The sequence below is a fragment of the Brevundimonas staleyi genome (assembly GCF_041893865.1).
Classification (GTDB): domain Bacteria; phylum Pseudomonadota; class Alphaproteobacteria; order Caulobacterales; family Caulobacteraceae; genus Brevundimonas; species Brevundimonas staleyi.
The window spans coordinates 15352-27521 of sequence record NZ_CP169083.1; the positions used below are offsets into that span (position 1 = coordinate 15352).

Genomic DNA, 12170 nt, shown 5'->3' on the forward strand with positions numbered 1-12170 from the left:
GCGTCGGCAGGGTGCGAGCCGATCCTGAGAACACGAAACTAATTCTGTGGAAATTTTCCAAGAATTTTTCGGCGATTACGAAGGCGAAGTCATCGTGTACTGGTATTTACTGTCATGTCGCTGTGCGTTTCTCGACGATGCGTATCTAGTCGTCGGCGTCGGCCTGTATCCGATCCGGCGGCGGCCGGCGTTCGCCAGTGTGCAGGGACAGCAGAACCAGGTCCGTCACCAGTCGATCGCGCCGGCGGAAATAGGCCTCCAGCCCCTCTTCGAGCCTGGGCCGGTCGTCTCGCAGCAGGCTGACCGACAGGGCGTGCAGCTCGCTGTCGCGATCGCCGATCCGCTCTCCCTCGAGCCGTCGGACGGGGCGCATGCGCTCGTTGGCGTTCTGCAGGGCCCAGTGGACCTCGAGGCTGCCCGATAGGGCGCCGATGCGCAGGAACAGCCGGTCGACGGCGCCGAGGAGATCATCGGGCTCCCGCTCGCCGATGTCGGCCGCGATCCGGGGATCGGCCTCAAGCTTCGCGGTCGGCGGCGTCCGGACCCCCTCGAGAAGGAGGCTCCAGACCCAGCGGTACTGGGCCCGCAGGAGGTGCGGGGTGACGCGGGGCAGGAAGAAGCCGTCCTTGGCGTATTTCTCCAGGATCCGTTCGCCGACCAGCCGGTTGAGAGCCGTCTGCACCGGCGTCAGGCTCGCGTTGTGCTGCTGGCCCAGCAGGGCGGCGTCGAGGTGTTCGCCCGGGCTGAAGGCCCCGTCCAGAATCTGCGCCTTGATCGCGGCGTAGACCCGTTCGTTCACCGATTGACGCGCCGCCATTCTGGTCACCTACGCTCACGCCCACGCGCCCCGTCGGGCCGCCCCCGACGGCCTCGGCCCGGCGAGCGGAGAATCTTGGCCCAGGCGCGGCCGGCGGCGGGGTCCGCTTCGGATGGAAGAGCTGAATTTGCAGGGACTTGGGCGAGAAGCGCAACCGAAACTTGTCTAACTCCCCTCGTCGCGTCGCGTCGCCACGGTCTATCTCGTGACTTGCCGCAACCGGGGATTGGGTGAAAGGTCGCCGGGCCATGCTCGACCGATCGACGCCTTCCCCCGGTCAGAAGCGCGCTCGTCTTCGCGAGATCGAGCGTCGCCTTCGCCATGCCGTCGAGCCTGCCTCGCTCCGCTGGCTGGGCCTGGCCCTCGTCATCGTCACCCTGGGCGGCGGAGCCGCCAGCCTGGCCCCTCTGGCGCTGAAGGCGGTCGTAGACCGCCTGGCGGGCCCTCAGGCGACCGGGACGTCGCTTGGGGCGCTGGCCGGCCTCGTCGGCCTCTATGTGGCCGCCCTGCTCTTCCAGCGGCTCTGCGAGCAGATTCAGGCCTATGCCTACGCCCGGGGCGAGCAACGGCTCGTGCGGCGCTTCGGCCTGCTGGCCTACACCCACATGCTGATCCTGCCGGCCAGCTTCCACCAGGACCACAAGTCCGGCGGCCTGGCCCAGTCGCTCGCCCAGGGCCTGCTCGGCCTGCGACTAATCTTGACCCACGCGGCCCTGACCGTCGCTCCGGTCGTGGTGCAGATCGTCGTCGCCGGGGTCGTGCTCGGCTCGGTGTTCGGACCCTCGATGGGCCTGGTGCTGCTGGCCGCCCTGCTGGCCTACTGCGCCGTCTTCACCTGGGGCGTCTTCCGACTGCACGGCGCCGTGAAGGGCGTGTCCTCGGCGCAGATCGACGTCGGCGGCGCGACGGCCGACGGGCTGATGAACGTGGAGGCCATCAAGGCCTATACCGCCGAACGCCGCTTCGCACGGCGCTACGACGCCCTGCTGGCCGCCACCGAGGACCAGTGGCGGGTCTTCCTGCGCCTACGCCTGCAAAACGGTCTGGCGGTCGCCCTGGTCTTCGCCGCGGCCGTCGCCGGCGTCCATCTGATCGCCGGCCGCCAAGTGGCCGACGGGGCCATGACCATCGGCGCCTTCGTCCTGGTCAACACCTACCTGCTGCAGCTGGTCCGTCCGCTCGAGACCCTGGGGTTCGCCATCCGCGACATCGGCCAGGGTCTGGCCTACCTCGACACCATCGGCGCCATCCTGGACGAGACGCCTGAGCCCGGCAGCGAGTTGCCGGAGGCCAGGTCGGCCAAGCCCCCTCCCCTGCCCGCCGAGCTGGTGTTCGAGGACGTCGATTTCGGGTTCGGCGATCGCGACACCCTGCAAGCCATCAGCTTCCGGGCCGCGCCGGGGGCGCTGATCGGCATCGTCGGGCCGTCCGGCGCCGGCAAGTCGTCCCTGCTTCGCCTGGTGCTGCGCTTCAACGAGCCGACCCGCGGCCGGGTGCTTTTCGACGGCCAGCCGCTTGGCGAGCTGCCGCTGCGGTCGCTGCGCGAGCAGATCGCCCTCGTCAGCCAGGACACCATCCTGTTCAACGACACCATCGGCGCCAACATCGCCTTGGCGGCCGAGGACGCCGACGAGGACGCCATCACCCAGGCGGCGGCCCGGGCCCGACTGTCCGAGTTCCTGGCCGACCTGCCCGACGGCCTCAACACCCTGGTCGGCGAGCGCGGCTTGAAACTGTCTGGCGGCGAGCGTCAGCGGGTCTCGATCGCCCGCGCGGCCCTGAAGAACGCCCGCCTGGTCATACTGGACGAGCCGACTGCGGCCCTCGATCCCGCCACGGAGCGGGCGATCTGGCAGGCCATGTCAGGACTATCACAGGGGGCGACCACCCTGGTCGTCACCCATCGGCTGTCGACCGTGGCCGAGGCGGACGAGATCCTCGTGCTCGAGCGCGGCCGCATCGTCGAGCGGGGCAAACACGTTGAGCTGCTCGCCCTGGGCGGCCTCTATGCGCGCCTCTGGCGGACCCAGGCCAGCGGCGCCTTCAGGTCAGCCGCGACCTTCGACGACGACGCGCTCGCCTCGTCGTTCTAGTTGCCTCTCCAGGCGACGCTCCTATGGAATTCGCGCCTGCCGGGCCCGGGCGTTGGCCTGCTCGACCAACTGGGGAAGGCGTGCGACGCGCCCGTCGAGCTGGCTCTGGCCTGCCGCCTGCGCCGTATCCAGGTCCTCGTCCAGCATCGCCTGAGAGAAGGTGCGCAAGGCGACCGCGGCGCTACGAGCCACCTGGGGCGCGCTGTAGTCGAGGAGCCGGACCAGGTGGGTGCGGTCGACCACGGTCTGGTTCATCTCAATGAGGGTCTCGTTCCGGCCCGCGTAGGCCAGGCCCATGAGCAGACGTTCAAAATAGCCGGCCACCCGTTCGGGCGCGTCCTTCGCGTTCGGGACATCGGGATCGAGCGCGGCAAACTCCTGAAACAGAGCCGTCGGCCGATCGACCATGCAGCGCATGTTGGCCGTGAGGAAAATAAACGCGAGGCAGTGGAGGTCATGCTGCTCCTTCACCGTCCATTCTTTGGTGGAGTGCCCCTTACCGCCGTCCCGGTCGTATCGGATGAAGCCCTCTGCGGCCAGTCGCGCCAAGGCGTCCCGGACCGGGCCGCCGCTGACCTCGAATGGGAACAGGTCCGGCATCTTGTGCGGCATGAGCTTCCGGCCGGGCCGGAGAGACCCGGTAACCGCGAGGTTCCTAAGGTACTCATAAGCGGACGCGGCTTTGCCCACGACGCTGCGTGTTAGTCCTTCATGTGACATGTTGATGTTACGCCCTCACAGCTACGCGACCGCGCCGACTAGCCTAGACATCGTGGGTTTATGCTTCATTGCAACCCATCTCAGCAAAACACGATTGTCACAACTTAGGCGTTGCGATGCTTCGACCCCTTGGGAGGCGAGCTAAGGGTCGATTTTCCTTGAGGTTGGGTGTGTTACGCCGCGCGAGTTCCTGCTGGCGTTTCGCCACACTTTACCGCGTTAAGGGCGTGATCGGACGGTGCGAAATGCGCTGCCAAGGCGAAATTTGTCGGATGTAAGCACAGGTGATTCGCGCTTGGCGAGATTTTTTGATGACGATCCCGTCAGCGGAATGACGGCCCCAAGGGCGTCGAACCGCTCTCCCCTCCCCGCCTGTCCGCCCGCCAGATGACGCATCGGAAGGCCGCTTTTGAAGAAGCCCAGCGAGCCTTTGTCCGACATGGGGTGAAGCGCGCCCTTCGGTTGTGTGGCCGGTGTGTTCTAGCGCTGCTGTTACATCTCCGTCGTGGCGCTATCGCGGTTTGGCTCGCGATCCCGGCTTATTTTCCGGCTAAGCGTGTCCCGGAGTTTCCATCGTCCACATGCCCTGGTCCCACAGGTTCACAGACGGCCCACCTCTTTCACGCTTCAACGGTTGTCGAAGACAAAGCTAGAGCTTCCGCACCCGCGTTCGTCGAAGGGGTATGACCGGTCCGACCGGTGATACCTGGCCATACGCTGCTCTGACCGCGACCTCAGGTCAGGCGGTTTCCGCGTTTGGGCTCGCCGGCCAGTGCGCATCCAGCAGGGCGCCGATCGCCGCCTCGGCGTCGGCGCGGCTGCCGCCGCCCCCGAGGAGCAGGGTGAGGCTCAGCTCCTTGCGCCCCTTGGCGTCGACCCGGAGCAACGGCGCCCCGGACGATGCGGTGATCAGCTTGGCTCCGGCCGATCCTGACTTCTTGGGGGATCCTGACTTTTTGGGGGCGTCGGCGGAGGCCGCCAGCCGTCGGATCACGTCCTGGGGCGATAGCGCCGACCCCTCCCCTCGTGATTTAGCCAGGTCCGCCGCGCAGGCCAGCACCCGTGCGGCGCGCTCTTCGGGCTTGAGGAGCGCCTTCAAGGGAGCCACGTGGCCAATCTTCAGCTCGTGCGGGTTCGGGAATGCGTCCAGCAGGGCGGCGGGCAGGCGCGCGAGATCCAGGTAGCGGCTGAGCCAGGCCTCGGAGGCCTTCATCCGCTCGGCCATGGCCTTCTGGCTCCCGCCGTAGTGGCGCGCCAGGGCCCGCAAATAGTCCCTTGCCCGCTCGACGTCGCTGAGGTCCCGCCGCGCCCGGTTCTCTAGGTCGGAGATCCGGAAGGCCTCTTCGTCGGTCAGGTCGCGGATCTCGACCAGATATCGGAATTCCGCGTAGTTGTGCGCCCGCAGCCAAGTGACGGTCCAGTGCCGGCGCGCGCCGCAGATGACCTCGAAATCGATATCGGGATCGCCTTGAACGCGGCGCACGATCGCCTCGATCTCCTGGCGGCCCGCGGCCTTGAAGGTCTCGATCAGATCCGCGCAATTCTCCTCGTTGAGCTTGTCGTAGTCGCGATTGTGTTCGGACCAGATCCGGCAGCGGGCAGGATCGACCAGTTCCGTCGCGCGGGACACCACGGACCCGGAGGCGAGCTCGGCCAGGCGGTTGCTGCGCTGGGCAAGGGCCCCGATGGGAAGACGGGTCGGCGCGTCCGGCCGCGGGGCGGCGTCATCGAGCGCACCGGCCAGCCCGGCCGCGAATCCGGCATTCTTGGAGCTCATTTCGCTCCCCTCTTCTGCGAAATTGCAACGTTGCAATTGCTTGGTTCAGCCCTCACGCCAGCCCCTCCTTGCGCATCCGATCGGCGTGGCTGGGCCAGGTCGAACGGATGTCCACCAGGATCTCTTCATTGACCCCGTTGAGGTAGGTCAAGCAGCGGTCGCGGACGGCCTTGCTGGTCATCGGATTGTCGACCTCATAGACCGTCATCAATCGGGCCGTGACGTTGTCGATCTCAGCGGAGTCCTTAAACGGCGTCCGGATCATCGCCAGGCCAAACACCTGCCGCATCAGCGCCAGAAGCTCCTTCTGCATGGACTTGCCCTCGTCGACCTTGGACGCGACGATCCGGATGAAGTTCAGCTCGGGCGCGAGATCATAGCTGGCGAGCTCCGTCAGGGTCTCGTCCAGCATGTTGAGGAAGGCCGCGGTCGATGAGAAGTCCATCACCGTCGGAGGCACCGGGACAACGAGGGCGTTCGCGGCCCGCAGAACCGAAAGCGAGATGGCGCCGAGCGCCGGGGGCGGGTCCAGGATGACGACGTCGAACTGGTCCGAGATGGAGGCGATGCCCTGCGCTAGGCGATCGAGCAGACGGCCGCTCCCCCGCGCCATCCGCGCCGCCAGTTCGTATTCCGACTGGAACAGGCGGAGGTTGGCGGGGATCAGCTTCAGGCCGTCGAAATGGGTGTCCTTCAGGGCGTAGTCGAGCGAGCGCATCTCGTCGTGCCGCAGGAACGGATAGAGGGTGTCCTCCTCGCCCAGGTCGAGATCGGGCACATAGCCGAACAAGGTCGTCGCCGACCCCTGACTGTCGCAGTCGATCAGGCACACCCGATAGCCCTGGATCGCCAGGTACTGGGCGAGGTGGACCGAGAGTGTGGACTTGCCGACGCCGCCTTTGAAGTTCTGGACGGCCAGGACGCTGCAGGGGTCGCCGGGGGCGCGCCACGGCCGCGTTCCGAACACGCCGCGCATGTCGTTCACCTGAGCCAGGGTATAGCCGACCCGGCGGTTGGTTTCCGTCCGGGGCGGCTCGGGCAGGCGCCCATCCTTCTCTGCGTCGCGGATCGCCGCCGGCGTGCGGCCGACAAGGGCCGCGGCCTCGCCGATGGAGAAGGTCGGCTGGCGTCGGGCGCCCGAGCGCGACGCACGGGCCCCGTCCCTCAGATTGGCGACGACGGCCGAGGCACGGCGCGCGAGCTGCGCTACGGGCCCTGACAGAGAGGTCGTCTGGGCTGCTACGATGTCGGTCATTGTTTCGCTCTCCGCAGCGCGAGTTTCGGAAATCCTCGCATACAGGCGTGGAAATCGAAAGTCCGATGCTGACCGCTCTAAATGCGCTTTCTGAACGCCTCGTTAACGGTCTTTCGCCCTTGGTAAGCCCGATTCTAGGGTCCGGGCGAGTCCTATCCTGTCCGCGTGGGGGTCGTGGACCTCGCTGAAATTGCAACCTTGCAATCGCGCCCTCTAAACATCGCCGGCGGGACCGCCTGCATCGGGGCGCGATTGGAGTTAGCGCGACGGAATTGCATGGTTGCAATTCCGCTCATGGGCGGCCCCGGCGCGCGGCGTAGGCTTGGCAAAAGCCGGTCCAGGACTTGACCAGCTTCGTTCCGTTCAACGCCCGCAACCGGTCGCCCATCTGCTCGCGATAGGCATTGGCGATAAGGTCCTTGTCCCATCCGCCGCCGTGCTGCCGGGCGATGTCGGCGAAGGGCCCGCGTTCGTACATCAGGCTGCCCGTCGGAAAGTGGACGGCGCCGTTCGTCGCCGGCTTGGCGGCGGCGGCCGGCTTTGACCCCGATGAAGTAGTCGGGCGCGCCGTCCGGGCGGGGGCAGGGGAGGGGGCTGAGGGCAGGGCGACCTCCGCCGCCTCGACAAGCGACTCCACGGCGTCCTCCCGACGCGCCCGGCGACCGACCGTGTGGCGCTCGTGCTCCGCAACGGTCGCGAGCTGATCGGGCGCATCCTTGGCCACGAACTGGAACTCCACCTCGATCACGGCCCGGCCCCGACGGATCTCCCGCCACTCGACGGTGAAGTGCGCCAGCTGGTCGATCTCGGCCTTAGCCCGTTCCAGCACCTTCCGGCGCAGCTGGGCAAAGTCCGAGTAGATTTCCGGAGCGATGCCCAAGGCAGCGCGTAAGGCGGTCATGTCGCCGCGCCAGGTCGATTGGCGGCGATGGATCCGAAGCGCCCCCATTTCATAGAGCCTCAGCGCGTAGACCGACCGGAAGCCGAGAACCGCCTGGCGGTTCAGCACCGCATAGGTCTCCGACTCCCGGATCAGCCGCCGGGCGTCAGGCGTGAACTCCCATTCGATCCAGCCGCTTTCGGCGCCCTCCTCCTCGAGCTCCTCGCGGGAGGACTGGATCAGGGAGAATCGCTTCGTCGCCTTCCGGCCCCTCCACGACAGGTCGTCGACCGCGAACAGCGTCCGGTGCAACTCCTCAAGCATGTCGGTGATGCGCTCGTTGCCCTTATGGCCGCGCCGGATATCGGCCTTGCGCATCTTGTGGGCGATCGGCTGCCAGGCGTCGCCGCCCGCGGTCAGGATCATCAGCGCCAGCAGTCGGGCGGCCGTCAGGCTGAGGGATTGTCCTTTGACGAACCGCACCTCGACCAGGTTGCCCGGCTTGGCGAACTCGTCGCCTTCCCGAGCGCGCAACGCGTGGGCGACGCGCATCGCCCGCCCAGGCTCGTCGTCCTCCGAGACCAGGGCGGCGCTGCCGTCCGAATCCGGATCGAATCCCTGCACCATGAGGCGGAGGGTTCCTGACCTCCTTTCAAAATGCAAGACAGGATACCGTCGCCGTCGCCCGCGAGCCCCCAAGAGGACAGGATAGCCCCGTCAGGTCAGTTCAATGCCCCCAATCAGACAGGCTTCCGCCCCCAACGGGTCAGGCCAATGCCCCCGTGCGGTCAGGATATCCCCGCTAGACTGTTGATTTACAAGAGCAACCCGCACCCTGAATCTGAATTCTTGAATCTAGAAATCCCGCTGCGTGGCCGCAGCGGTCGGTTTTGAAGAATTTTTCGAGGAAAAGAGCCGCCGATTTGTTCGAACAAACGCGGCCTACGGGTTGCGGAAGAAGGCACGAACAGTCAGCCTAACCGCCTGCCGAACCGTCATGGAGTCGGGCTATGTGGATGATCATCCTCAGCGTCGTGTGTGTTCTCGTCCTGCTGAAGCCCCTCGCCGGGGCCCAGCGCGGTCGGTCCAGCCCGGCGCGAGAGCTCTACGAACGCCGGCTCCGGTCCGGTCACGAAGGCTGACCCTCGCCGGGTCGGTCCGGCCGGGCGTGGCCCTTGCGAATGCTGCGCCCATGAAAACCCTCGTCGTGAACAATCAGAAGGGCGGGGTAGGGAAGACCCTGCTGAGCGTCCACGTGGCCTGGTATCTCGCCGAGGCCGGGGCGCGGGTCCTGGTCATCGACCTCGATCCCCAGGGCAACGCCTCCCATAGCCTGTCCGGCGCCCGGGCGCTCGGCCCCAGCAGCGCGCTCTTCTTCGAGGCGGCCCCTGAGGGCGCCGCCGAGCCCGGCCTCAGCCTGCTTGCCGGGGACCGGCGGCTCGACAGCGTCGACGCCCAGCTGCAGGCCGCCGTGCTGCGGTTCAAGGAGAATTTCGAGCGCCTTCGCCTGGGCGGGTGGGACTATGCGGTGATCGACACGCCGCCCACCTGGTCCGGCCGCAACTATGCCGCCCTGATGGTCGCCACCTCCCTGGTGGCCCCGATCGAGCTCGAGACCTACTCCCTCCAGGGGATCAAGGAGCTGCTCGGGCAGAAGGCGACGGTCGAACGCGGGGCCCGGGGGGGACGGCCGATCGACTTCCTCGGCCTGCTGCCGTCGCGCTTCGTGTCCAGCCAGCCGCGCCAGCGGCAACATCTTCAGGAACTGCTTCAGGCGCAGGGTCAGTCGATCATGTTCCCCGGCGCCGGCCGCATCACCCAGCGGCAGAGCTACGCCGAGGCCCTCGACCAGAAGGCGCCGGTGTGGACCATCGCGAAGACCGCCGCCAAGGCGGCCGCGGAAGAGATCCGCGGCGTCCTGGGCACCATCCAGCGCCGCCTCGACGGCTTAACGGCGTAGACCCATGTCATCAGGTTCAAGCTTCCTCAACGCGTTCGAAGGCCTCGGCGCCGCCATCGGCGACCAGGCCGAGGCCGTGCTCGATCTCGACATCGACATCGTCGATCCCGATCCGGATCAGCCCCGGCAGCATTACGACGAGGACGACGAGGCGGCGATGGCCGCCTCGGTCGAGCGCAAGGGCGTCCTTCAGCCCATCAAGGTCCGTCCCGGAAGGAACGGCCGCTACATCATCGTCTTCGGCGAGCGCCGATGGCGCGCGGCCAAACGCGCTGGCCTGAAACGCATACGCGCCCTCCTGCACCAGGGGCCGGACGACGAACTCGGCCGGCTTGAGGAGCAGGTGATCGAAAATGATCAACGCGCGGGTCTGAACACGGCCGAAATGGCCGCCGTCGTCGATCGCATGTTGAAGCTCGGGGCGTCACAAGCGGAGATCGCGCGGCGTCTCAGCCGCAAGCCCGACCAGATCGCCATGCTGGCGGCCATCAAGGGCATGCCCGCCGAGATCCAGGATCTCGCACCGCGGCTCGGCGCGCGGACGCTCTACGAGCTGAACAGCGGCTACAAGGCCAATCCTGTGGATGTGCGGACCTGGCTCAAGGATCGCGATCCGGCGACGATCACCCAGTCGGCGGCCCGCGCCCTGTCGGCCCGCATCGCCGAGGACGATCGGGACGCCGTCCTGGACGGGGTCCGGGCGCCCCGGCCCGGCGCCCCGCGCAAGCCTGCGACCCCCGTCCCGGCTCCGGCCGCGCGCTCGGACGGACTGATCGTGGAGGTCGAGGTCGACGGTCGCGCCGGCGTGCTTCTGCTGCAGCCGGGCACGGGTGACGAGGCCTGGGTGAAGTTCCCGGGTCGGGGTCGCGCCGAGCGGGTCTCGCTGAGCCTCATCCGACTGACAGGCCTTCGCAACGGTTGATCGGAAAGGAGAGGGGAGGGTGGACCGGGCCGTCCGCACGTCAGAGGAGGCCCCCGATGTCCGACCGCCAGCCGCCCATGCGTTTCGATGACCAATTTCTCGCCGAGCTGAAGGCCTGCCTGCCGCCCTCCGTGGTGATCGGTCGGACCGTGAAGCTGAAGCGGCGCGGCGCCGAATTCGTCGGCCTGTCGCCGTTCAGCCAGGAGACGACTCCGTCGTTCACCGTCAATGACGAGAAGGGCTTCTTCCACTGCTTCTCCAGCGGCAAGCACGGCGACGTCATCGCCTTCCTGCAGGAGACCGAACGCCTGAGCTTTCCCGAGGCCGTGCGGCGCCTCGCCGCCGACGCCGGGATGGCGCTCCCGGTCGTCGGGGTCCGCGCCGAACGCCTGGCCCAGAGGGCCGCTGAACTCGGCGCCTGGCTGGAGCGCGCGGCCGCTTGGTACGAGAGCGAGTTGAAGGGACCCGGCGGCGGCGGCGCCCGCGCCTATCTCGCCCGTCGCGGCCTGCCCGAAGACCAATGGGCCCGGTTCCGCCTCGGCTATGCCCCCGCAAGCTCCGGCGGCGTGAAGGGCCATCTCGCCGGCCTTGGAGCCCGTATCGAGGACCTGGTCGAGGCCGGACTGCTGGTCGCCCCATCCTCGGGCGGGCCGGCCTACGACCGCTTCCGCGACCGGATCATCTTCCCGATCCGCGACGGCGGAGGGCGGGTCATCTCGTTCGGCGGCCGCGCGCTCGAGCCGAACGGGCGCGCCAAATATCTGAACGGCCCAGAGACCCGCCTGTTCTCCAAGGGCAAGGTTCTCTACGGCCTGGCGGAGGCGCGCGAGCTGCTTCTGCGGCGACGCCGGGCCGGTGACGATGACGCGGCCCTGGTTCTCGTCGAGGGGTATCTCGACGTAATCGCCTGCCAGCGGGCCGAGGTCGCCGCGGTCGCCCCGATGGGGACCGCCTTGACGGAGGCCCAGATGGAGGCGCTGTGGCGGCTCCATCCCGAACCCGTCCTGAGCTTCGATGCGGACGCCGCCGGACGGCGCGCGGTCGGTCGGGCGATCGATCAGGCCTTGCCCCTGCTTCGCCCCGACCGGACCTTCCGCTTCGTCGGACTAGCCGCCGGCAAGGATCCCGATGAGCTGTATCGCACCCAGGGACCGGGAGCTCTGCGCGACCAGCTCGCCGAGCCCCGACCGTTCGCCGAAGTCCTCTTCGCCCAGGAACGCGATCGCGAACCTTTGGACACGCCGGAGCATTGGGCCGGGCTGCGTCAGCGGCTTCGGGTCGCCGCCGAACGGATCGCCGACATCGACGTGGCCCTGGCCTACCGGGCGGACTTGGACGCCCGGCTGGCGACGCTCGAGGCCAGGGCCGGGGGAGGGGAGGGCGCGGCGTGTCCGTCAGGATTCGCCGCCGCCCTCGCGATCGCCGCCGTGCGCCACCCCGACTGGGCGAGGCCCTATCCGGGGACGCTGGAACGGTCGGGGTTCGGCGACGACCGCCTGGCCCCGATCGCCGAGGCTCTGATCCATTGGCGAGAGACCGGAATGGATCCGGCCCGGCGCCTTTCGGAGGGAGATGGGCCCTTGGCCGTCGCCGCCGCCGAGGCGGCCGCCGCGACCGTCGCGGCGCCGTTCCTGGACCTGAGGATGGAGCGGGGGCGGGCCCGCAATCTGTGGCGGGTCGGGTACGAAGCTCTGGTCGAGGTGACCGAAGCTGAGGGGCCGCGGGCCTGAGCGCCTGCGGCGTCGA

Annotated in this window: 10 protein-coding genes; 5 read left to right on the forward strand and 5 right to left on the reverse strand. The window is 68.0% G+C overall.

All coding sequences use genetic code 11. The features are described from left to right. Positions 1-145: 145 nt before the first annotated feature. Complete coding sequence (locus ACETK8_RS19940) at positions 146-817, reverse strand: GntR family transcriptional regulator (RefSeq protein WP_374039537.1); 672 nt, start codon at positions 815-817, stop codon at positions 146-148. 248 nt (positions 818-1065) lie between these two features. Here ACETK8_RS19940 and ACETK8_RS19945 point away from each other — a divergent pair, with 248 nt between their 5' ends. After that, entirely contained in the window at positions 1066-2910 is a 1845-nt protein-coding gene (locus ACETK8_RS19945; protein WP_374039538.1) for an ATP-binding cassette domain-containing protein, read from the forward strand. Between the two features lie 21 nt (positions 2911-2931). Here the strand turns inward: ACETK8_RS19945 and ACETK8_RS19950 are convergent, their stop codons facing one another. From ACETK8_RS19950 to ACETK8_RS19965, 4 genes are all read right to left on the reverse strand, one after another. After that, positions 2932-3522 carry a hypothetical protein gene (locus tag ACETK8_RS19950; RefSeq protein WP_374039539.1) on the reverse strand — a complete coding sequence of 197 codons (591 nt, stop codon included), beginning with the start codon at positions 3520-3522 and terminating at the stop codon, positions 2932-2934. An 847-nt stretch (positions 3523-4369) separates the two neighbouring features. Further along, positions 4370-5407, reverse strand: a complete 1038-nt coding sequence (locus ACETK8_RS19955; protein WP_374039540.1) for a ParB/RepB/Spo0J family partition protein — start codon at positions 5405-5407, stop codon at positions 4370-4372. Positions 5408-5459: 52 nt separating this feature from the next. Then, complete coding sequence (locus tag ACETK8_RS19960) at positions 5460-6662, reverse strand: AAA family ATPase (RefSeq protein ID WP_374039541.1); 1203 nt, start codon at positions 6660-6662, stop codon at positions 5460-5462. Positions 6663-6954: 292 nt separating this feature from the next. Then, on the reverse strand, positions 6955-8094 hold the full coding sequence (locus ACETK8_RS19965) for a replication initiation protein (protein WP_374039606.1): 1140 nt from the start codon (positions 8092-8094) through the stop codon (positions 6955-6957). 458 nt (positions 8095-8552) lie between these two features. Here ACETK8_RS19965 and ACETK8_RS19970 point away from each other — a divergent pair, with 458 nt between their 5' ends. The 4 genes from ACETK8_RS19970 to dnaG are packed head-to-tail and all read left to right on the forward strand — an operon-like array spanning position 8553 to position 12154. Further along, positions 8553-8684: a hypothetical protein gene (locus ACETK8_RS19970; RefSeq protein ID WP_374039542.1), complete on the forward strand. Its 132-nt coding sequence runs from the start codon at positions 8553-8555 to the stop codon at positions 8682-8684. A 50-nt stretch (positions 8685-8734) separates the two neighbouring features. Next, positions 8735-9502, forward strand: coding sequence for a ParA family protein (locus ACETK8_RS19975; RefSeq protein ID WP_374039543.1), 768 nt, complete (start codon positions 8735-8737; stop codon positions 9500-9502). A gap of 4 nt (positions 9503-9506) precedes the next feature. Further along, positions 9507-10424 carry a ParB/RepB/Spo0J family partition protein gene (locus ACETK8_RS19980; RefSeq protein WP_374039544.1) on the forward strand — a complete coding sequence of 306 codons (918 nt, stop codon included), beginning with the start codon at positions 9507-9509 and terminating at the stop codon, positions 10422-10424. A 56-nt stretch (positions 10425-10480) separates the two neighbouring features. Then, on the forward strand, positions 10481-12154 hold the full coding sequence (gene dnaG, locus ACETK8_RS19985) for a DNA primase (protein WP_374039545.1): 1674 nt from the start codon (positions 10481-10483) through the stop codon (positions 12152-12154). Positions 12155-12170 lie beyond the last annotated feature (16 nt).

What these genes read in the sequence shown, in the direction of transcription:
- ACETK8_RS19950 (WP_374039539.1), bottom strand. Translation starts at nt 3,522, where the DNA reads ATGCCGCACAAGATGCCGGACCTGTTCCCATTCGAGGTCAGCGGCGGC.
- ACETK8_RS19945 (WP_374039538.1), top strand. Translation starts at nt 1,066, where the DNA reads ATGCTCGACCGATCGACGCCTTCCCCCGGTCAGAAGCGCGCTCGTCTT.
- ACETK8_RS19975 (WP_374039543.1), top strand. Translation starts at nt 8,735, where the DNA reads ATGAAAACCCTCGTCGTGAACAATCAGAAGGGCGGGGTAGGGAAGACC.
- ACETK8_RS19955 (WP_374039540.1), bottom strand. Translation starts at nt 5,407, where the DNA reads ATGAGCTCCAAGAATGCCGGATTCGCGGCCGGGCTGGCCGGTGCGCTC.
- ACETK8_RS19970 (WP_374039542.1), top strand. Translation starts at nt 8,553, where the DNA reads ATGTGGATGATCATCCTCAGCGTCGTGTGTGTTCTCGTCCTGCTGAAG.
- ACETK8_RS19960 (WP_374039541.1), bottom strand. Translation starts at nt 6,662, where the DNA reads ATGACCGACATCGTAGCAGCCCAGACGACCTCTCTGTCAGGGCCCGTA.
- dnaG (WP_374039545.1), top strand. Translation starts at nt 10,481, where the DNA reads ATGTCCGACCGCCAGCCGCCCATGCGTTTCGATGACCAATTTCTCGCC.
- ACETK8_RS19980 (WP_374039544.1), top strand. Translation starts at nt 9,507, where the DNA reads ATGTCATCAGGTTCAAGCTTCCTCAACGCGTTCGAAGGCCTCGGCGCC.
- ACETK8_RS19965 (WP_374039606.1), bottom strand. Translation starts at nt 8,094, where the DNA reads ATGCGCGTCGCCCACGCGTTGCGCGCTCGGGAAGGCGACGAGTTCGCC.
- ACETK8_RS19940 (WP_374039537.1), bottom strand. Translation starts at nt 817, where the DNA reads ATGGCGGCGCGTCAATCGGTGAACGAACGGGTCTACGCCGCGATCAAG.